Annotated in this window: 20 protein-coding genes; 4 read left to right on the top strand and 16 right to left on the bottom strand. The window is 43.1% G+C overall.

The window, feature by feature from the left end; translation table 11 throughout:
* Window positions 1-8 precede the first annotated feature (8 nt).
* The 10 genes from CLV51_RS21875 to CLV51_RS21830 form a co-directional block, all read right to left on the bottom strand.
* A complete protein-coding gene (locus CLV51_RS21875; RefSeq protein ID WP_146151350.1) occupies window positions 9-1,196 on the bottom strand; it encodes a hypothetical protein in 1,188 nt (395 codons plus the stop codon).
* Window positions 1,197-1,204: 8 nt separating this feature from the next.
* Window positions 1,205-1,825: a Pvc16 family protein gene (locus CLV51_RS21870; protein ID WP_106530225.1), complete on the bottom strand. Its 621-nt coding sequence runs from the start codon at window positions 1,823-1,825 to the stop codon at window positions 1,205-1,207.
* Between the two features lie 823 nt (window positions 1,826-2,648).
* Window positions 2,649-2,990, bottom strand: a complete 342-nt coding sequence (locus CLV51_RS21865) for a Gfo/Idh/MocA family oxidoreductase (protein ID WP_106530224.1) — start codon at window positions 2,988-2,990, stop codon at window positions 2,649-2,651.
* A gap of 42 nt (window positions 2,991-3,032) precedes the next feature.
* Entirely contained in the window at window positions 3,033-4,043 is a 1,011-nt protein-coding gene (locus CLV51_RS21860; RefSeq protein ID WP_211302082.1) for a c-type cytochrome, read from the bottom strand.
* Window positions 4,044-4,067: 24 nt separating this feature from the next.
* Window positions 4,068-5,228 (bottom strand): aryl-sulfate sulfotransferase, encoded by a 1,161-nt coding sequence (locus CLV51_RS21855; RefSeq protein ID WP_106530222.1) that lies wholly within the window; start codon window positions 5,226-5,228, stop codon window positions 4,068-4,070.
* 106 nt (window positions 5,229-5,334) lie between these two features.
* Window positions 5,335-6,975 carry a RagB/SusD family nutrient uptake outer membrane protein gene (locus CLV51_RS21850; protein ID WP_106530221.1) on the bottom strand — a complete coding sequence of 547 codons (1,641 nt, stop codon included), beginning with the start codon at window positions 6,973-6,975 and terminating at the stop codon, window positions 5,335-5,337.
* Window positions 6,976-6,996: 21 nt separating this feature from the next.
* Window positions 6,997-10,245 (bottom strand): TonB-dependent receptor, encoded by a 3,249-nt coding sequence (locus tag CLV51_RS21845; RefSeq protein WP_158267108.1) that lies wholly within the window; start codon window positions 10,243-10,245, stop codon window positions 6,997-6,999.
* 223 nt (window positions 10,246-10,468) lie between these two features.
* Complete coding sequence (locus tag CLV51_RS21840; protein WP_106530219.1) at window positions 10,469-11,662, bottom strand: FecR family protein; 1,194 nt, start codon at window positions 11,660-11,662, stop codon at window positions 10,469-10,471.
* Between the two features lie 66 nt (window positions 11,663-11,728).
* Window positions 11,729-12,358: an RNA polymerase sigma factor gene (locus tag CLV51_RS21835; RefSeq protein ID WP_106530218.1), complete on the bottom strand. Its 630-nt coding sequence runs from the start codon at window positions 12,356-12,358 to the stop codon at window positions 11,729-11,731.
* A 225-nt stretch (window positions 12,359-12,583) separates the two neighbouring features.
* Window positions 12,584-13,039, bottom strand: coding sequence for a NanQ anomerase/TabA/YiaL family protein (locus CLV51_RS21830; protein WP_106530217.1), 456 nt, complete (start codon window positions 13,037-13,039; stop codon window positions 12,584-12,586).
* Window positions 13,040-13,141: 102 nt separating this feature from the next.
* Here CLV51_RS21830 and CLV51_RS21825 point away from each other — a divergent pair, with 102 nt between their 5' ends.
* The 3 genes from CLV51_RS21825 to CLV51_RS21815 all read left to right on the top strand — a co-directional run bounded on the left by CLV51_RS21825 (window position 13,142) and on the right by CLV51_RS21815 (window position 15,684).
* Window positions 13,142-13,495, top strand: coding sequence for a hypothetical protein (locus tag CLV51_RS21825; protein ID WP_106530216.1), 354 nt, complete (start codon window positions 13,142-13,144; stop codon window positions 13,493-13,495).
* Window positions 13,496-13,591: 96 nt separating this feature from the next.
* Complete coding sequence (locus CLV51_RS21820; RefSeq protein WP_106530215.1) at window positions 13,592-14,218, top strand: RNA polymerase sigma factor; 627 nt, start codon at window positions 13,592-13,594, stop codon at window positions 14,216-14,218.
* A gap of 8 nt (window positions 14,219-14,226) precedes the next feature.
* Window positions 14,227-15,684 (top strand): hypothetical protein, encoded by a 1,458-nt coding sequence (locus tag CLV51_RS21815; protein WP_106530214.1) that lies wholly within the window; start codon window positions 14,227-14,229, stop codon window positions 15,682-15,684.
* 31 nt (window positions 15,685-15,715) lie between these two features.
* Here CLV51_RS21815 and CLV51_RS21810 read toward each other — a convergent pair whose 3' ends face one another.
* Window positions 15,716-16,381 carry a GDSL-type esterase/lipase family protein gene (locus CLV51_RS21810; protein ID WP_106530213.1) on the bottom strand — a complete coding sequence of 222 codons (666 nt, stop codon included), beginning with the start codon at window positions 16,379-16,381 and terminating at the stop codon, window positions 15,716-15,718.
* A 67-nt stretch (window positions 16,382-16,448) separates the two neighbouring features.
* Here CLV51_RS21810 and CLV51_RS21805 point away from each other — a divergent pair, with 67 nt between their 5' ends.
* Window positions 16,449-16,841, top strand: a complete 393-nt coding sequence (locus CLV51_RS21805; protein WP_106530212.1) for a YrdB family protein — start codon at window positions 16,449-16,451, stop codon at window positions 16,839-16,841.
* A gap of 5 nt (window positions 16,842-16,846) precedes the next feature.
* On the opposite strand, the gene CLV51_RS21800 is transcribed toward CLV51_RS21805, so the two are convergent.
* The 5 genes from CLV51_RS21800 to CLV51_RS21780 all read right to left on the bottom strand — a co-directional run bounded on the left by CLV51_RS21800 (window position 16,847) and on the right by CLV51_RS21780 (window position 22,137).
* Entirely contained in the window at window positions 16,847-17,830 is a 984-nt protein-coding gene (locus CLV51_RS21800) for an ABC transporter ATP-binding protein (protein ID WP_106530211.1), read from the bottom strand.
* Between the two features lie 279 nt (window positions 17,831-18,109).
* On the bottom strand, window positions 18,110-19,183 hold the full coding sequence (locus CLV51_RS21795; protein WP_106530210.1) for a dipeptidase: 1,074 nt from the start codon (window positions 19,181-19,183) through the stop codon (window positions 18,110-18,112).
* 22 nt (window positions 19,184-19,205) lie between these two features.
* Window positions 19,206-20,246 (bottom strand): sugar kinase, encoded by a 1,041-nt coding sequence (locus tag CLV51_RS21790; RefSeq protein ID WP_245898881.1) that lies wholly within the window; start codon window positions 20,244-20,246, stop codon window positions 19,206-19,208.
* 66 nt (window positions 20,247-20,312) lie between these two features.
* Complete coding sequence (locus CLV51_RS21785; RefSeq protein WP_106530208.1) at window positions 20,313-20,783, bottom strand: RidA family protein; 471 nt, start codon at window positions 20,781-20,783, stop codon at window positions 20,313-20,315.
* A gap of 37 nt (window positions 20,784-20,820) precedes the next feature.
* Window positions 20,821-22,137: a gluconate:H+ symporter gene (locus CLV51_RS21780; protein WP_106530207.1), complete on the bottom strand. Its 1,317-nt coding sequence runs from the start codon at window positions 22,135-22,137 to the stop codon at window positions 20,821-20,823.
* Between the last annotated feature and the right edge of the window lie 7 nt (window positions 22,138-22,144).

Raw genomic sequence — 22,144 nt, 5'->3', positions numbered from 1 at the left:
TTAAAAAGTTAAAGTGTTAAAAATATATCTGAGTAGATAAATGGAATACTTAGATTATTGATAGTGCCAACCGGCGGACAAGGAAGATCTGTTTTCACTGCATCTTCCTGCGGATCACCGATGAGTTTTTTTAATGACAGTGTTAATGGATCATGCGTGGCACTGGAACCGGAAACATATTTTTCTTTCAAAGGGAGTGCACTCATGGATACAAATTGTATCGCTGTATCACTCACAACTCCTTTCTTGAACGTAACACCGGTATCATTGCTGACGATGTTGAGCTTATTCAGAAAGATTATTTTATTTGCCGGGCTGAGGGCTGCCATTTCCAGGTAGAGCGGGCTATTGGGCAACAATTCAACAGTATAGCGCCATAGTGTCTGACGGTTCTTAAAACGTATCAGGTATTGCGGCGCCGGTGGTTTGAGTGACCGGTCCGGCTCTATTACCCTGTAGTTAGCTGGCAGTAAAGGCGACAGTGCGCATTCAATAATGCCGAACACTGGTTGGGTAGGCATGCTGTCTGCATAGTAAAAAGTATCTTCCAGGACATTATTAATATACAATTCGCAAATACCGGGTAGTAAAGTAGAAAGATTAAAAGCAAGATCCGCCTGGCCGGCTATGTTTACAATTGACCAGGGCAGTACTTCTGCACCGGTTAATTTATGTTTTACTTTCGCTGTACCTGCAGTTACTGCTGCACCAAAATGAAAACGATAAGTGCTGCGTGATAATGTTATCAGCTCATTGATTCCTTTTACACCGGTAGCGTCTTTGGTGAGATGCAAACTATTGCGTGGTGCAGCCAGGTCAGCTACCTGGTTACTGAAATAATAAAACTGATTATCCGGTGGCTGTAGTGGCAGGTCATTAAAGCCAAGCAGGTCCGGATTACGGAGGATCATCCAGAAACTGAGCTTCATTGTTTTTCCGGGTTGGAAGCGCAGCAAGTCGTTACCGCCGCCGTTTTTCCCCGAAACCCTTCCCAATACAGTAAATCCGCCGCTGTTACCGGACGTGCGGAAGAGCATGTCCAGGTTATTCATAATACTTTTGCATTCCTCTGTAGGTACACACATGATATCCAGCACGGGCTCCACTTTATATGCAGGGCATATTTTATTCTGATAGAATAGCTGCTCAATAGCTACAGACAACAGCACCGAATATTTTATTTGATAGTCACTCATAACGGACATTAATTTTCTTTAAAGTGAATTTCATCAATGCCTGCTGTTTTATCTTTTCCTCTCGTTTCGAATACAGTGAGCATAGAGATTTTATATACTACATATGGAAGATATTTAGCACCCAGCATGCCCCACAAATTATTCTGCTGTTCAAACGACATATTCATCAGACGAAAACTGAGCCGCTCAATCAGTTGCCATGGCCGATTTGCCGGCATAGTTACACTGGCATTCAGCGATGGATATTTTTGTTCATCAAATACGGAGTTCGACTGGAAAAAAGACACTACATCAGAGAGATCGCGTAGTGCGGTTTCATAGAATTTATTATGGGCGGCAAAAAGTACTGACAGCTCCAGTTCTACAGGAGCATTCAACTGATAAAACTTTTTATTATCCGTCGGAACCGGCACAAAGTAAGGACGTTTGCCTTCCCGGCGTTCTTCTTCCACGCCTACCAGCATTATGGAAATGTGCGTAGCCTCGTCGATGTTAAGCGTACCGCCGGCTGTCATGAGTGGTTTGAGGTCCACTATATTTCCGGGACCGTAATGTGCAAGGTCCTGCTCCCTTTCCACCATATAGGCTTCCAGTTCTTTTTTGATAAATTCCAGTGCAGTGCGGATCATTTACCAAGTGTATTAAGTGGTTACTAAATCGGATATTAAAAGACAATACAATCCTGAAAAGAAATATGATTTCTTTTTTACGCTACCTCTGGAAAATGAATAGAAGCTTTGGGGAATAACATTTCCAGCATAGATCGATAATCATCTACCTCATAACCATAATAAATGACTGATGCATATAACCACACAAAACTATCCCGCTGAACAGTCAGGGCTTACATAGCCATAGATAAGGAATGCAGCCTAAATACCAATACGGTAATAGCTTGTTATCTACGCTAAAAAAATGTAGGGCCAATCCAGGAAATTACTTGAAAAATTATGCTATTGAGAAACACCAGACTTTGAGGTAAAACAATTTTTCTTTGGAGTAAACTATTCAGTTTGAGGTAAACACTTATCGATAACTACCCTAAAGTTAGTGAAAAAGAAATCACATAAAAAAATAAATCCTGATTTTCTTTCTCCTGATTTATGAATTACGTATAAATACGGATGGGAGAAATCGCGGTGGATTGTCTGAACTGTGATTTTTATGATTAGTAGGATGATCCTGATAAGCGTAGATCTTAGCGGATTTTGTCTGAACCAGGATTTAACAGATTGAATGGATTACCCTGATGGGTGTTATGCTTTAAAAAAAAACACAAATGCGTTCACTCAGATCTTCGGCATCCATCAGGGTAATCCATTCAATCTGTTAAATCCTGGTTCAGACAACGTCCAATGAGATTATTAAACTTCCGGTTTCAGCTGATCTGATACCTGAAAATAATTTTCATACGAACATTTTTCACATATGTATAACCAGGTTCCCATCACGCTAAAATTTTACTGTTTTGCCTGTTCTTACAGATTCCTTTGCTGCTTCCAGGATACGTACTACAATTACATTATTCTCCGGCGCATACAGGCCGTCTGCCGGTACTTTAATTTTGTGCTGTACCACATCTGCCAGGTAGGTAAAAGGATCTTCATAAACGGGTATATCCGTTGCCGTTATATGACGCACTGTAGCCGGCGCCCGTTCAGCGTTGCGCAGTATCAGGGTATTTTTATCGGCCGCCAAAAGGTAGCCTTTATCGCCGTATACTTCCATGTCTTTGCGACTGAAGGTCCAGTTCCAGGAGGCTTGTATAATACATTGCGCACCATCGTAATCCACGATGATAGTAGCATCATCTTCTACTTTGGGATATAGCGTTTGTTAGTAGGCGGCCTTTAAGCCTTTATTTTTCCAGTAACTGATCATCGGCTCGTAGGGTCCGTATTTATGTTGTGCGATAGAAAACGTATCGGCAAAAGGCCCCCTGTCGTAGTCAAGGGCTTTCTCCTCCAGATGCGGATAGTCAAAGCTTTTTACATCCGGGCGGTGATGTATGGCATCATCATTTACAAATGCAGCAATGTCCATTGCTTCAGCATCAGATAAAAAAGGCTTATCCCAGGTAGCTTTGTCGTAGGGCATATTGGCCTTCAGCCATTGTGCCTGTTTAATGATCCGATGCATACTGGAACCAGGCTGGTAGGCACTGTTTCCCCATAATGGCGGATAGGTATAAGTGATATTATCAGCGCGCATTTTCCCTTCTCCTTCTTTACCATGACATCTGGCACAATGCTGCATAAATAAAGGTTCGCCGCGTTCCGGGCTGGCAGCTACATCCGGGAAAGTAACTTCCAGGTTTTTAGCGCCTTTGGATGGTTTCTCTTTAGGCACAAAACTGTTAATCCATCTGAAATAAGACAGGAAAGCCACCATCTCTTTACTATCCAACGGTAAAGGTTTGCCATTATGCGGGCGCGTTACGCAATTATTTACCCGCTCCGCCAGGGTGAGCACATGGCCTTCTCTTGCCCGGTATTGCGGATAATGCTCATGCGATAACATCAGGTTAAAAGAAAATGGTTTGGTACCACCTTGCTGATGACAGTTGTTGCAATTCATTTTATTACCCAGATACTTTCCATTAACACCGGCCGGCCCTATGTAGTAAGCAGTGTTATACATGAGCTCCATTCCGTATCTCACGGCTTCTCCGAATTTATCATTGGGAATAGCAGCAGTATCTACCTGTAAAAGCGACGGGGTAACCACCACCGGTTGCGCTTTCTCTTTTCCTTTCACATCAGTTTGACAGGAATAAAAAATAGCAGCTCCTGTAGCCATCAACAAACAGGCAGTAACAATTCGTTTAGGACTATTGATAGGTGGCATAAGTATGCTTATCTGATGTAAAAATTAATTAACAATAAAAGCAGGCAACTGCTCTTTTGTGATGAATTCCGCCCTGTAAGGAATAAAGCTGCAACGCAGCCTCCACAGCAGGGTTCCTTTCCTGTCTGTTAGTATAACAGTATTACGTTTGGAACAACATTGCAAAATGCTGTTACTATCAACCAGGTAGGCACTGCCCATCCTGTCGTTAAACAAATAAGATGGTATGGGCGACTGAATGGTTACTGTTGCCTCTTTGGTGGTTTCATTTAATTTGAATGCGAGCGTTTGGGATAATTGACGGGATACGCCATTATCAAATAACATCAGGTTATTTTCGGAATTGATATGCACGGAATGGCCCATATCAAAAGCTGCGGTGGCGGGATATTTAAAATCACCTCCCTTGCCAAACTTCCAGATTATTTTACCGGTTTTAGCATCCAGCTTCCAGATCTGTCCGTTGTTATAAAAAGAGATCAGGTAATTGCCATCCTTATCAAAGCTCAGACTGTTGGCATGCATCCAATCCATCCTGGTGCGGATAATATCTTTATCGTTAACCGGTTGTAATGCATCAAAAACTGACCATTGCCATACCTTGTTTCCTTTTCTGTCCATTACCAGGATACCATCACTTCTCACGGTGTCTTTGGGGCCACCACCACGTGCAGTAAGGTCTACCAGTCTTTCTTCTGTACTCAGGGTAACTATGTTGTTGCCAGGACTCAGCAATACCTCATGATGTACATTATTGATAAAATCCTGCTGTCCTTTTTTCAGGTGCAGCAGTGTATCACCTTTCAGGGATAACTCCATTATTTCATTGCCGTAACTCGTAGCATATTCTTTGCTGCCTAAAATGCAGAGCAGTGTTTTATTTTCAGTGAAGTGCGCTGTTTTAAAGCCGGTGCCTTTCACCTGGTGATACCATACTACTGTTCCTTTTGCATTTAATAAGTATAACAAACCTGGTTCATCGCGCTGACTCAGCAGTATGTATCCGTTTTTAAAAACAGGGGAAACCAGCGCGGGTTGCAGACTGTCTGTATTAAAGGGCTCCTGCAGCCAATAAGGCATAGGCGCTTTAGGCTCCATAGCAGTTTTGCTGCTATGGTTAGCACAACTACTCCAAAATAAAGAGAGCAGGCATAATACTGTGAGAACAGGCAATTTTTTTTTCATCTTTGAAATCGCTATAGCGTTAAAAATTACGAATTGCGAATTACGGTTATGAGCGAAGATCGCTTCGATCCGTAATTCACAATTCGTAATTCGTAATTATCTCACCTTATTTCCACAAATCATTCTGTGTGGCTTTAGGGTTGGTTTTTAATTCTCCTGCAGGTATCGGAAATACATAGTGCTTAGCCTGGAAAGCGTTAGCACCCTGCTTTTGGCGGGCAGTCAGAATAGCCGCCAGCTGCGCGGAACTCTTATTCCATCTTCTTAAATCATATACGCGGTTCTGCTCGTAAAACATTTCCAGCAATTTCTGATGATCCAGTTCAGCCATGATCTGATCTTTACCCGGAAGATCAGCTGCAGTTTTATCTGTCAGTCCGGCTCTTCTCCTGATCTGGTTAATATTATCAATTGCTTTTGGTGCATTGCCATTTTGCAAAGCAGCTTCAGCACGCATTAATAATACTTCTGCATATCGCATTACGCGATAGTTGGCGGTAGAAGGTGTGGCGCCCCAATAGTTATCAGCATTGGCCACATTACGCCATGCACCTGTATATTTTTTGATAAGGAAACGACCGTTGGTAGTGGTATCCAGCTTTGTTTCAGGATACAAACGAATGGTTTTGGATCTGGCAGATTCCCATAATGCATCAAAACTTTTTCCATCATACCAGGTGGTATCTTTTTCACCTAAAGATGAATATTTCCACATCAGCGAAGCGTACATCCTTTTATCATATTTCGTATCTGAACCTGCAGGACGTTTCTCTTTCACAAATTCATTCACGAGGTAATTAGAGGGTACATATTTAAACCAGCCACCACCTGCCGGCGGGCCTATAAACTGAGGCAGGTAGTTATACATAGAAGCATTGGCCGTTTCAGAACCCCATGCGCCGTACTGATCGCCGATAGGCGCAAATACCAATTCAAAAATGGATTCGCTGTTAAACTCATTCCTGTCGGTAAAATTATCTTCATAATTATTTACCAGTGAATAACTAAACGGACTTTGTGTGAGCAGATCAAATTCTGCTTCTGCTTTAGGATAGTTCTCTGAATAGAGATAACTTTTCCCTAAGAAAGCGATAGCCGCACCACGGGTGGCCCTGCCCTGCTCTTTAGGATCGCGCACTACCGGCAGCTTATCTTTGGCAGCCATTAAATCACTGATTGCCTGTTCCCATACTTTTTCTTTTGGACTGCAAGGCGCTGCATATGCCGTTGTATTTTCTACCGGCTCTGTTCTGATAGGTACACTACCCCAGTTGGCAGCCAATATAAAATAGGAAACACCTCTCAGGAATTTGGCTTCTGCTATATAGCTATCTTTTTTGGCAGCATCCATGGGTACTTTATCGATCCTGGACATGATCAGATTAGACCTGTGGATACACTGATACATTTTACTGAAGATATCGTTCACATCGCCATTGTTCTCATCTTCCACAAAAGTGGCAATGCCCCATGTGCCGGGCTCTTCACCGGGCAGGGTAAAAACATCATCGCCGATAGCATTAATATCCTGGATACCATCAAAGGCACCCCAGTAACTGTACAGCTGTGATCTTAACGGGCTGTATGCTGCTGCCAGCGCACCGCTCACACTGGTTTCATCTTTCCAGAAGTTGGCCTCTGTAATCCTGTTAGGATCATTTTGTTTGAGAAAATCTTTCTCGTTACACCCACCTGCTATTGCCAGCACAAGGGTAAGTGCGCCTATATATTTAAATGATTTCTTCATGTTGCAATACAATTTTGACGATTAAAAGGTAAGATGGAGACCAAACAAAATAGTACGGGACAAAGGATATGCATCCCATGAATTATCCACTCCTCTGGACAAAGCGCCGCCACCGATATCCGGGTTGTAGCCTTTGTATTTTGTGATGGTGAACAGGTTTTCCACAGAGCCAAATACTCTTATTCTATCAATACCCCATTTGCCTGTCAGTGATTTTGGAACGCTATAACCTATTTCCAGGCGTTTGAAACGCAGGTAAGATCCGTCTTCCAGCCATCTGTTGCTGTTTTCACGATTGTTATTATTTGGATCAGATAAGGTAAACCGGGGGAAATCAGAATGATTGGTAGGTGTCCAGGCATTTAAAACAGCTGTAGAGAAGTTAGTGACTTCATTCATTTTCTCCATCCACTTTCTTCTTGCATTGTAAATTTTGTTGCCGGTAACTCCTTCGATGAAAAGATTCAGATCAAAACCTTTATAAGATAAATTGGTAGAGAAGCCCATGGTCATGGATGGGAAAGGACTACCCAGGTATTGTTCGTCCTGGTTATCAATTTTACCATCATGATTATAATCTACAAAACGGATATCGCCTGGTTGGGCATTGGGCTGAATGGCTGTACCGCCTTTGCTGTGGGCTTTTATCTCTTCATCAGAATTAAAAATACCATCAGTGGCAACTACCCAGAAAGAACCAATAGGGTAGCCAACTTTAGCTCTTGATATGCCACCAAATTCCTGGTTACCGGAACCGATGTTGATAGCCGTCATTTTATTCTCGATATGAGAGAAATTCAAACCTACGCGGTAGTTAAGATCTCCTTTTTTATCTGCATACTCCAGGGAAACTTCGTAGCCTTTATTTTGGATAACACCGGCGTTTAAAGTAGGTGAGCCTGTTTTCCCGACAGACAATGGGAAAGGTACATTCAGCAATACACCCGTTGTTTTTTTATTAAAAACATCCAGGATAAAAAACAACTTATTATCCAGGAAACCTGCATCCACACCAACGTTGGTGATTTTGGTCTGTTCCCATGATAAATCCGTAGGTGATGCAAAACTACTAACAGTAGCACCAGGCCATAACACACCCCCCTGTACATAATTGATACCGCTGTTAATACTGTTTTGTGTTAAATAGTTACCGATTTCCTGGTTACCCAACACACCCCAGCTACCACGGAGTTTTAAGTTACTCACTACATTCCTCAGTCCGGAAAAGAAATTCTCATTATGCATATTCCATCCTACTGAAAGTGAAGGGAAGGCGCCATACTGATAATCCTGCGCAAAACGGGAAGAACCATCTCTTCTTACAGATGCAGTAAAGAGATATTTTGAATCGTATGAATACATGATCCTGCCAAAAGCAGATACGATCGTACTTACATTGGCGCTGCCATCATTTTTCTGTGTGGTAGCAGTTCCGGCTCCCAGTACACTGGTACCTAGCGGCAAATCATCTCTTGATGCACTGAAACCACTACTGATATTTTTCTGTGCGGTATATCCTGCTAACGCATCAATACTATGCTTGCCTAATTTTTTACTATAGTTCAAGGTATTTTCCACTAACCAGGAATCATTTTTGGAAGTACTTTCCGCCAGATCCGGTATTGCATTTCCATTATTACCATCATTATATACACCGGAGTAAAGGCGGGTGCTTCCAAGACCTTCTGTTAAACCCACATTAAATTTATACTTCAACCCTTCGATCAGCTTTACTTCCACAAAAGCATTTGCCAGCAAAGACAGATCTGTTGCTTTGTTATTGATCGTCTCTAAACGTGCGATGGGATTGGATAAATTTTTCATGAAAGTGGGTCTTCTTCCGTAACCACCCATATCCTGCGTAGGATCATATACCGGCACAGTAGCGGGCATCATTAAAGCACTACCCACCAGGCTATGCGTTTGATCGCCACCACCGGGGCTATTATCGGTAATACCTCTTTTGATCATTACCGTTTCGCCTATTTTAAGTCTTCCTTTTTCGTACTGCGTCTTTATCCTGAAATTTGCCGCCGCATAATCTGTATGCACCATGGTGCCATTTTCTTTCAGATAACCACCAGATAAACTATAGGTAAAATCTTTTGAGCCGCCACTGAAATTTATGTTTGTACGGGTGATAGTGGCTTGTCTGAAAATAGCATTCTGCCAGTTGGTATTAACTCCGTTGTAAGCAGGAATACCTGTTATATTATCGCTCATCAGTTTAGTCCACTGTTCGCCGTTCAGTAAGCTCATTCTTTTAGGAATGGACTGTACGCCAAACCAGCTATCAATTTCCAGCTTAGGCGCGCTTTCTTTTCTACCTCCTTTGGTAGTGATCAGCACCACTCCATTGGCGGCTCTTGAACCGTAGATACTGGCAGTGGCAGCATCTTTCAATATTTCAATAGATTCAACATCATTAGGGCTTACGCCATCAATGCTGCTTACAAAAACACCATCCACAATATAGAGTGGTGCGTTATTGCCCAGGGTACTCATCCCGCGGATGGTGATGATCAGTCCTGCGCCCGGTGCGCCACTGGCGGATTCTACAGATACTCCCGGAACGCGGCCCTGTATAGCAGAGCTGATATTTTTAGATACGTTTGCACTGAGGGAACTCATTCTCACAGAAGAAACAGCACCGGTCACATCTTTCCTTTTTTGTGTACCGTAACCTACTACCACCAGTTCCTCTGTTTGTACTGCTTTCTGTTTTAAAGCAATATCCAGGGCACCTGCCTGTGTTACACTCTTCTCTGCTGATTCATAACCGATGTAAGAGATTATCAATACGCCGCCACCATCGGGCAGCTGCAGGGTATAATTACCATTTGCATCCGTACTGGTACCTTTGGCAGAGCCTTTCAGCTTAACGGAAGCACCAGACAATGCCTCACCGGTTAAGGCATCTGTAATTTTACCAAATACAGAAATATTTGCCACTGGTTTTGGACTTTCCTGGCCGGTGGTTTTTACAGAAAGGATGATCGTATTATCAACAATGCTATAATTCAGCTTTTTATTAAGCAGACATTTACCCAGCACATCTTCCAGATCTGCCTGCTCTACCTGCACAGAAACTTTGTCTGCCTGTTGCAGCATTTCCGTATTGTAGAAAAAGGTAAATCCGGTTTGTTTCCTGATTTCTTTAAAGACCCTGGAGAGCGTAACATTGCGCATGTTCAGGGTTAGTTTTTGCGAGTACCCGGTTGCACTTACCTGCATAGCCAGGACCAACAGCAAAAAAGCAGCTAGTTTCATAACTTTCAGCATTTGAGCGAACACCGCACTGTTTCGGTGTTTGCCAGCATGTCTAAATAGCATAGATTTGTTAAGTTTTTGGTGAGCATTGAGCAGTTTACGTCAAATAAGCGTTTAAGTGTTTACCAGACATTTCCTCCGGGAACGTTGCCGCGTTCCCGGTTTCTTTTGCCTGATAATGAGCACTAAACACAAAAAAAGTTGGTCCCTGATAACAGGTGTATTATTGTTTTATTTCAATAGTGATTTGTTTTCCTTCAATCGTATATTGTATTCCGGCTGTTTTTAAAATGCGTAATGCCTGTGAAAGCGTGGATTGTTTCCGGATAGAACCGGAGTAATGTTTATCCGGAATAGTCCCGGCAAACTTCACCTCTACATCATACCAGCGGGCCAGCTGTCTCATAATAGTGGTTAAATCATCGTCGTCAAATTCAAACATGCCCATCTTCCAGGCAATGGTTTTATCTATATCTGCTTCATTTACGGCTATATGCTGCTGCTGTTTGTTCAGCACCGCCTCCTGTGCCGGGGCCAGCAGCACACTGTTACCTGTTTCCTGCGATACTTTTACTTTACCGGATACCAGGGTCGTCTTCACCGTACTTTCATCATCGTAATCCATTATGTTGAAAGCGGTGCCCAGCACGGTTATATTCAGGCCATTGCTCAGCTCTACATGAAAAGGTTGTTGTGCATTTGGTGCTACTTCGAAATAAGCTTCCCCGGTGAGGTATACTGTTCTGTCGGATGCAACAAATTTTGTAGGAAAACGAAGGGAGGAAGCTGCATTCAGCCATACTTTGCTGCCATCGGGCAATACCAGCTGATATTCGCCGCCACGTGGGGTGGACAAAGTATTGAACATTATTTTTTCGCTGGTATTACGTGTTACGTCATACACCAGTTGCCCGTTGTCTTTATCAATAAGGGTCCCGTCTTTTTCTTTTAACTGATTAGTATGAGAAGAATCCAACTGTACTACTGTGCCATCGCCTAATACCAGTTTGGCTTTGGACATACCGGGCATTACATCAGCCATAGCAGCGTTAGTGGCGGAAGTTCTTGCCTTTTTACCCATGAAATGATAACCTGTAGCTGCTCCTGCTCCCAGGAGGAAGATGGCAGCGGCGGCACGCCACCAGCGGAGATTACGTACCTTTCCTGTTACTGGTGTTTTAGCGATATGCTCCGCTAACAGGGACCTGAATTTCTTCACCTCCACATCCAATCTGCCCTGTTGCCCGTTGATGATACCGAATAATAGGATAGCCCTATCAAAAGCAGGGCGCTTGTCCGGATTTCCGGCGATCCATTTTTCCCAGTGTTGAATATCCTGTTCATGAGTTCCCATGCAATAGCGCAGGAAAGAATCATCCAGCAGGAAATCTTCAGCGATGCTAAAATTTTGGTTCATTATTACAGTTACTAAGGGATAGTGTAAGGAATCGGGAATTATTCCCAAGAGAATCGACAATTTTTTTTAGAAAAGTGATAATATCACCCATATCATAAACTCTACGGACAATGTTTTTAAGGCAAAGCCCAGGGTATTATAAGCGGTTTTAGTAGTGATACCAGCCCTTTTACCTACTTCTTCCATACTCAGTCCGTCGAAATAACGGAGCTGGACCAGTTCTTTTTGACGGGGCGTAAGCCTGGAGATGGCCCGTTTTATTTTTTGTTTTATTTCTTCTGTGGCCTGTACCGCTACAATACATTCTTCATATGAAAGCTCGTGGGGGGAAGTATCATCGGAAAAAACATCTGCAGCCAGCAGGGATTTTTTTGTCTGACGGATACCTGCAAATATTTTGCGACGCAGGTAAGTGAAGAGGTACGACTTTACATTGCTCACCTCGTGCAGCTTTTGCCGCTGATCCCATATTTCCAGGAACATGTCGTTAATAGCATCTTTGGTCAGCTCTACATCGCTACAGATGCGGATTCCGTAATTAACCAGCTGCAAATACAGGTGTTCGTACAATCCCACCAGGGCTTCCTGGTCGTTTTGACGCACACGATTCCATAAAATGACATTAGCTGCTGTCTCGCTCCCCGGATAACCTGTAACTGGTTGGTCCCGGGATGGTTTTGGTTGATCGCTGTTCATAGCGCAGAAAAATACTTAGGTGTAGAAAATTGAATCAGTCACCGGTATAGATATTACAGGGAATATTCATGTTCACGTGGTATATAAAGTTCATCTGTTATCGGCAGCAGTAGCGCCTTCCTGTTATGTTTTAGTCGTATGTTATTAGCTGTTAGCACTTAGCTTTTAGCAATTAGTTTTATAAAAAGAGGCCTTCCTGATGGGCTAAAAGCTAATAGCTAAAAGCTATTCCACACTTATCTTAATCACTACCTTTTTCACCTGCATAGGTGTGGACACCATAATATTAGGCATATGTAAGTCAGAAGGGAAAAAAATAGCGAACATTCCTTGTTCCAGCCTGGAAAAGAAAACGGGATCTTCTGCAAACAGCATAAAGTCTGCCGACTGGTCGTAAGCTTTGGATGGTACCTGTTGTTGCAGGAAATCATGGCCTATTAACTCCGAGCCTGAAACAATATATTGTACGTCGATATACTTTTTATGTGATTCCATTTGTTCCGTAGCAGCAGCCACCGTATCATATTCATTAACGATGGCGTAGATATTGGTGCCATCTATTTCATATTTGCCTTTTTCCACCGTAGTAAAATCCGTTTGCGCCAGGTATTCAAATGCCTTGATAAATTTGATGCCAAGACGGTAATAAAGATGGGCGTTTTGCAGTGTATCTAGTATCATGCGTAATAATGAATGTGTTAATTTGGGAGGCAAGATACTTTTTTTTCTATTTACCCAACCTTTTGCTATTTAGCACCCGTTTACTATGTCAAATACTTTCTCATGAAAAATGTACCACTCTATTTAGTAATGCTGCTGCTGGGTATTGGCTTTATATTCGGATGCCGCAAGGATATGAGTACGCCGGATCAGATAGCAAAGGAAAAAGCCTTGCTGAGTGCAAAACGCGATTCCATTCCAGGGGATACCAGCCACCTTCATCCTGGAATTCCTCATCATCCTGGAGATACTATCCCACATCATCCGGGAGATACTATCCCGCATCACCCGGGAGATAGCATTCCGCACCACCCGGGAGATAGCATTCCGCGTCCACCGGTAGACAGCATTCCACATTATCCTGGAGATAGTATACCGCATTATCCTGGAGATAGCCTGCGTCACCGGAACCACTAATAGTTACCGCGGCGTTCATTGACGCCTCTGCCAACTGTTAGCCCGGCCTGCCGCTATTGGGTAGCCAAAGTTTAATTGCACTTAGTGTATTTTACCATGAAAGTGTTGCTATATTGCTTTACGCAATGGCAACATTTTCATTTCTTTATTGATCGACGCCTATTTTTTATACTGCGAAGGATACAACATTTGGAAAACCTGGAACAACTAATAAGGGAATGTGCTGGTAACAACCGACGTAGTCAGGAAAAACTTTACTATAAGTTTTATCCGGCGCTTTTTTTATTATGCCGGAAGTTTTTCAGTGATAACAATGAGGCTTTGGAAGCCCTGAATGATGGTATGATGCTGGTATTCAGGCATATTGGCAAGTACGATCACGGGAAAGGTGAATTTTTTAACTGGGTTTATACTATCGTCAGAAACGCCGCATTGGATAAACTTAAAAAACGCAGATGGCCTGCACATCTGGAACTGAATGATTTTACACCGGATGAAAACGATCCGGGTTTGAGCAAACTGGAATGGAAAGATATTTACAAGTTATTGGATGTGCTGCCTCCCGCTACAAGAACAGTTTGTTGTCTTTATTACCTGGAAGAATTTTCAATCCCGGAAATAAGTGAAAGGCTACAACTACGTCCGGGTACAGTAAAATGGCACCTGAGCGAAACGAGAAGTAAATTAAAGCCAATATTAGCGCAATACTATCTGAATAAATAGTTATATCTGTGAGAGAAAATAGCTTCCATAAGGGTTTTATCAATGAAAAGGACTCCCCTATTCAGATTCCACCTGTCGGGGAAGGCTGGGCGGATATGGATCGGCGGCTGCAAGCCTCGTTGCCATCCGCCAACCAATTTCGTTGGGCAAAATATATGAAAATAGCGGCGGTAGTGGCAGTAACCGGCGGCATTGCTGTGGCGCTCCTCACTGTACAACATACGCATACACACCAACAAGCTCCTGCAACTGCACAAACAACAGCGGCAGACAGTGCATCAATGGCACGCTCCTATATCACATGGGATACTATCAGTAAACAACAAACAGTAAATGATCCGGTAATATCCGGAAGACATACACCGGTATGGCAACCAGGTGTGATAGCCGGAACAGATACAGGCACTGGAGCTGAAGCTGGAACAAAAACGGAAATAGGAATAGATACGGATACACTCCAGCAACAACAAACTAACCACCCGACATTAAAAACAACTGTCACCAATGCTTCAATAGCCGGCATCACATTACCGGAAAAAGAAGAGAAAACCAATGCGAAAGATATTCCTGATAATAAACATCAAAAATCATCCATTATCGCTCTAAATAAATCTTTAAAAAAATCAAACGCAAAATATATAGCACAAACACTGCAACAACAGGGCGAAAATGAGACCTATACCCCAACAACTGCTGCTATCACCACAACAGGCAGCACTGCCCAACTGCTGCAATCATTGCCATTAGCTGTTCCGGATAGTTCCAAATTACTCAAAGCCCGTCCGGACGGCGCCCTTTCTATAACAGCAGGTATTCGTACACATAAAGACCACATACAACACTGGCAGTTAATGTTGCAATGGGCTTTCCCTGTTCCCCTTGCTGGTAACGCCTATTACTTTACAGGACCTAACGGCAATAACCAGGCATACCGGATGCTGCTTCCGGGAGCCCGCATTGTAAGGCAATGGAAAAATTCCAGCGTTTCGCTCGACCTCGTACCATTTACCTCGCAAACATATAATGATCATATCTACCAGGAAAAAACCACTACGGATACCTTTGGCGTTGTCCGCAAACAAATAAAAGCATTGACCAAAAAATTTGGGTGGAGCACATCATTGGCCTACCATCATCATATTAGCAGACAATGGCAGGCAGCTGCAGGCATACAAATTAATTACTGGCAAAAGGCCAATACTTATCAACAGAGAGTCAATAAAAATCCAATACTCTCCGATCCCTTCTTTAATGGCGCAAAAGAATTTGTAAAAGAACGTTCCTATAACCTGGACTGGCAGGCTACAGGTGAAGTGTATTACGATGCCCCCAGATGGCAAACCGGGATTCGTATAGGCGTACCCATTAACACGAACCGCTCCGACACCGTATTAACAAAAATAAAATCGCCGGTGCAGGTACAACTGATATTCAGGTATAAACTGCCGCACCGGCGAAACAAATAATTTTGTAAGACCAGCTATGAATTTCCTTCCCTCATTTTTCGACTAAATGAGGCTCCACTACTTTTTCCCATATGGCGTATCCCTTCTTATTCATATGTAGCATATCCCCTATAAACAGTTCCCTGCGGGGCTTTCCTTCCTTGTCGAGCATCAGTGAATACACATCTATGAATACCGTATTTTTTTCTGTTGCCAGGAATGTTTTGATCAATTTGTTCGTTTGTTGTGCCTTCGCAAAAAAGGCTTCCCTGACCGGACTTGGCTTAATAGAGATATAAATAATGGGCACTTTGGGCAGTTGACTTCTTATTGTTGCATACAAATTTTTGAACCGGCTGAAAATAATATCGGCGGTAGTACCGGCATCGGGCAGGTCATTCTCCCCTACATATATCACTATCTGACGTGGATGATATGGAAAGATAATTTTGTTGGCGTAATAGGTTACATCATTGGTAAGTGCGCCACCAAAGCCTCTGTTCAATACTACATACTTACTAAATACGCTTTCAAGATCGTCCCATTTCCTGATAGAAGAACTTCCTATAAACAGGATCGGATGCTCCGGTGGTGCATATATTTTATCATAATTCAGTATTGTCTGGATATCGCTCTGAAAACTGGGTTTGCTCTGCGCCGAAAGATATCCGGTGAAGCCCAATAGGGTAAACAATAAAAGGCAAAAATACTTTTTCATAAATGTTAAGATAACAATTGAAATTAATTATTTTGCTAGAAATAAGGCTATCACCTACCCAACTACTATGAATACAAACCCTGTTAATTTAGCAGTCCGTTTTTTATTGGAAATAATTATGCTGATTGTATTAGGCTGTTGGGGCTGGCACCTGGGAGACCATTGGATGAGTTACATCGCTGCAGTGGGCCTGCCTTTAATAGCGGCGGCACTCTGGGGAATATTCCGTATTCCTAATGATCCAAAACCTGCGCCCGTGGCAATTCCCGGCCAGATTCGACTGTTACTGGAACTAGGATTATTTGGTGCAGCAGTTTGGGGACTGCATGCATTAGGATATGTACAGCTAAGCTGGTGGATGGCAATTATTGTATTGGTGCACTACGCTGTATCCTACGACAGAACATGGGTCATGCTTAGAAATAAGCCGTATAACGGATTTACAGGTAATGCTAAATAAAATCCCTAAAAATACCATACTGCATCGGGAGCTACAGCTACATGCACAGTATCCCCCTTTTTCATATTGGAGATTGCTGTTTTTACCGTGATGATATCTTCTGCCAGCAGGACTTCCATCTCTGTATAACTGCCAAAGAAAGTGAGTTGATTTACTTTTCCGGTAAGCGCCTCGCCGGGAGTTGATACCACCCTGAAATCCTCCGGACGGATAAAGATATTTTTACCGTTCAATGCAATGCCCGGCAATCCTGCAAGTACGCCGGAACGGGCTGGTGTAATTAAATTATACTTACCGAACAATCTGGCCACATATTCATTCACCGGCTGATTATAAATCTGTTGGGGAGTGCCCTGTTGCACAATTTCCCCTTCTTTCATCACCAGGATTTCATCGGCCCACGGGAGTATATCAAGCGGATCATGGGAAATCAGCATACAGGTAATTCCCAGCTGCTCACCTATATCATTGATCACTCCTTTCAGGATACTTTTATGGATCATATCCAGGTTAGAATAGGGTTCATCCAGCAAAAAAAGCCTGGGAGCAGATATGAGTAACCTCGCCATCGCAATTCTCTGTTTCTCTCCTCCTGATACCTGGTCAGTTTTTCTTTTCAATAAGTGAGAGATCCTGCAGATAGCATATATTTCTGCGGCGTCTTCGTCTGATAATTTGTTGGCATACGACAGAATTTCCTCTACCCGGTAATTATTGCGCAGTTCAAAATGCTGCGACAGGTACGCTGTTCCCGGTTGTCCTGGTATCAATACTTCCAGAGGACCTTCTACCCGCACATTTTCAAACAACACCGTACCAGCATCCGGTTGACTCAGCCCTCCTATGGTTTTCATCAGTGTGCTTTTACCCGAACCCGTTTCACCAGCAATCACCATCTTCTGAAACTGCTGCTGTGTAAAACTAACATCCTTTACTATAAAAACTCCTTGCTGTTGTTTACTGATGTTTGATACTTTTAAAAAATCCATGGTGCAAATTAGGAAAAGTTGACACAATTTCCCAGCAAAAAGCTGTTGTAGCGGAGGGAAGGCCTTCGGCCTTTGTCTTTTCTTTAGCAGGATTTAGATGATTAATCATGATTTCCCTGATTTTATCTTCTTCTAAAAAGTATTTACATCTCTATACAATATGCGTTTAGAAAATTAGTATGGATTAATGATTAGGAAGAAATAAAATCAGGGAAATCATGATTAATCATCTAAATCCTGCTAAAGAAAAGACAAAGGCCGAAGGCCTTCCCTTTTCACTCAATCAATCCAGGCATTTCTCAAAAAGCGTAACCAGTTGCCATGCATTACATTTTCAATATCTGTAGCGCTATAGCCTCTTTTAGTCAGCAATGCCGGTAGTTTTTGCAGGTCGGCAATGGTTTCCAGATCGTACGGACACTGCTCTTTACCAAAAGCGCCATCCAGATCTGAACCAATACCAACGTGCAGCGAATTTCCTGCAATCTGACAGATATGATCCATATGATCAATCATTGTTTCCAGATTACAACCCATTCCCTGAGGAGTAGATTGCTGCCGCACCCAGCCGGGTACCATCATCCAGGCATCCAATGCGCCACCAATGACCGCACCTTTTTGAATCAGCACTTTGATCATGTCATCACTAAACTGACGATTATGATTAACCAATGCGCGGCAATTGTTATGGCTGGCCCAAACAGCACCGTTAAAAAGTTCCATGGCATCCCAGAAGGCGTCATCACAAAGATGTGTAGCATCCAGGATGATACGCAGCTGCTCCATTTCCCGGAGTAGCAAACGTCCCTGCTCATTTAAGTGGCCGGTAGCATCTGTACCATTGGCATAACGCCCGGGGCCGTAATGTGCTGGCCCGATAGCACGCAACCCTTTATTGTAGGCACGTTCCAGGTGTTTTAGGGTGACAATGGAATCAGCCCCTTCCAGGCTCAGGATGTAGCCAATAGGTTTATTGTCGTTGGGTGTACCATCGTTCCACAACGACAAATGCCGCTCCAATCCTTTCCTGTCTTTAATCATGATCATTTCACCGGCATCTTCCATGGTCTTGTACCAGGATAATTGCCCCTGGGTTTGTGCCCATGCCTGTTCCGGCGAATGCCAGCCCGGCAGCTTATTATCTGGTGCTACATAACGCCCGATCTGCGTAGCCACCACTAATCCTATGTTTCCCTTTCTTAATTCAGGAAACGCTACTACACCATTACCGCGATCAGGTTTATCATTAAGTCCGGCTTCTCTGTTGCGAATAGCAATAACAGGTTGTTGCAAATCCCTGTTCCACTCCATCGCATTCATGCTGAGATCCAAATGTGCATCTATCGTAAACATAGTAACTGTTATATAATTTTAATCAGCGTACAATTCTTCCTGATACCCCGTTCGCCATCAGTTCTTCTACTTCATTTTTACTAATAATAGCCCAATCGCCTGGTATGCTTTGTTTTAAAGTACCACAGGCAGTAGCAAAATCGATGATGGTTTGTGGCGGATAATTATTCATTAAGCCATACAACATACCCGCGGTAAAAGCATCGCCAGTGCCAATCTGATCCGTCACATCGGATAATGCAAAGCCTGCCGAAAAATAAAATTTCCCTTCATGCGCTAACGCACCCGTGTACCACAACTGGTTTCCCTGTACTTTGCGAAAGCTCATACCCAGTGTTTTTAAACGGGGCATTTTGTGCTGCAAGGCTGTATAACATTGCTCAAACCTTTGTTCCTGCGGTAATTTCTTATCTGTTTCAATACCATAATATACATTTGCAGCATCCAGATCAGCCACTGTTATTTCACTATGCTGCAATAATAAAGGCATCACGTCTTTCGGATGCTGCCCGTATTTCCATAGTTTAGAACGATAATTAAAATCTGAGGAGATGGTAACACCCGCTTCGAGTGCCGCCAGCAAGGCTTCTTCACAAACTGCTGCTGCACTTTCCGAAATGGCTGCTGCCACACCAGACCAATGAAAGTAACCGGTATTTTGAAATACACTTTTCCAATCTATTGTTCCCCGCTGTAAATCAGCGTAGGCAGTACCTACGCGGTCATAAATAACTCTCGTAGGCCGGATGCTATTACCTGCTTCTGTAAAATAGAGTCCTAATTTTTCGCCGCCGTAAAGCATTTTGTCTGTACCTACACCATGACTTCTCAGCTGTTGCAAACCTGCTGCTGCCAGATCGTTATCAGGTACACAGGAAATATAATCCACCTGCATACCCAAACGTGCCAATAACACACATACGTTTGCTTCCGCACCGGCATAATATGCCGTGTATCCATCTGTTTGCTGAAACCGTTTACCTCCCTTACTATGCAGCCTCAGCAGAAATTCCCCGAAGGCTGCCAATCGAATTGCTTTGTTACCATCCGGCTTTTGCATCATCACATATTTTAAGGAAAAGTAAATGTTTTCCCCGACATCTTTACCAGACTATATGTATTGATTACACTAGTACAGTTCAAATAATGCTTCAATCTCCACCGGAATATTATCCGGCAGGGAACCAAAACCAACAGCACTTCTTACACCGATCCCGTTTTCTTCTCCCCATATCGCAGCAAACAATTCGCTGCAACCGTTGATGATGTAAGGGTGGCGCTCAAAATCAGGTGTACAGTTTACCATACCCAATACCTTGATCACGCGTTTTACTTTATCCAGACTACCTACATGTGTTTTAATAGTAGATAACATTGTTAAGCCTACCTGTCTTGCTGCCAGCTTGCCCTGTTCCATATCCAGCGCATCTCCGATGCGGCCTATGATCAGCGACTTATCATTTTGTACCGGACCATGACCCGACAGGTACAAATATTTACCATCTATCAAAAATGGTTTATACACGCCTAATGGTGTAGGCGCCGGCGGTAATTCCAATCCCAACCCTGTTAACCTTTCTTCTGCATTACTGTTTATCATATTTACTGGTTTAAATTTCTAACTTCAAAACAATGGCTTACACAATTTTGTCTAATACCAATACGCCTAACAGGCCCACTACTCCTACAATTGTTTCCATAACAGACCAGGATAACAACGCATGCTTTATACTTAAATTAAAATACTCTTTAAACATCCAGAAACCGGCATCATTTACATGAGAAAACATCAGGCTACCGGCACCTACCGACAATACCATCAGGTTAGGATTCACCTGTCCCTGCAGCATTAAAGGGGCGATCATGCCTGCAGCTGTAATGCCGGCAATAGTAGCAGATCCTACACAACCCCTGATGATAGCGGCTGTTAACCATCCTAACACCAGCAACGGAATATGCCACGATTGCATAGCCGCTGCAATCTGCAAACTTACACCGCTATCTGCCAGCACCTGCTTTAAAGCACCGGCCCCACCAATGATCAACAGGATCATGGCCACATCCTTCACCGCATCTGCATAAATACGCATGATCTCTTTCACTGCTTTGTGTTGCAAAATGCCTAACGAAAAAGTGGCTACCAGCAAAGAAAACAACATCACTACCGGCGCGTCGCCGGCAAACGCTAGCCAACATTTGAAAGAAGTGCCGGCACCCGTAAAAACATATGGCAACACCGCTGTAATAATGAGTAGAAAAACAGGTAACAAAGCAGTAATAAAACTATTGCTTTTCCCCGGCAACACTGTTTCATTGACTTCATTTACCTGGAACAGCGAAGCTGGTGTTGATGGAATATGCTTCAGGTACCTGGCAAAAAATGGTCCCGCTATTACCAACGTTGGAATGGCTACTGCCAATCCATAAATCAGTGTTAAACCCATATTGGCATGGAACTGAGCCACCAATGCTGTGGGAGAAGGATGCGGTGGCAAAAAGCCATGCGTAACAGATAATGCCGCCAGCGTGGGTAATCCAATATATACTGCAGGTAATTTATATTGATATACCACAGAAAATATCAGCGGCACCATCAACACAAATCCTACTCCATAATATAGCGGAATACCAATAATAAAACCGGCAATAAGCAGCGCCCACTGTACGTACCGGGGACCGAAAACATGCATCAGTGCATTGGCAATCTGCCGTGCAGCACCACTTTCGGCTACCAGCTTACCCAACATAGCACCTAAGATAATGATGATGAGCAAGCCCCCCAGTGTATCTCCTATTCCCTTTTGCAGAGAGGTGGAAATTTTATCTGCCGGTATACCCAAAAGTAAACCGGTCAGAATAGATACTATCAAAAAAGCAATAAAGGCATTCATCTTACCCCAAGTGAGTAATAGGATTAATACCAGCATGCAGGAAAAAACGATAAAGAAAGCCATTATGCAA

Origin of the sequence: Chitinophaga niastensis, assembly GCF_003014755.1 — a bacterium.
GTDB lineage: Bacteria > Bacteroidota > Bacteroidia > Chitinophagales > Chitinophagaceae > Chitinophaga > Chitinophaga niastensis.
This window is presented reverse-complemented; position numbering and strand designations above follow the sequence as displayed.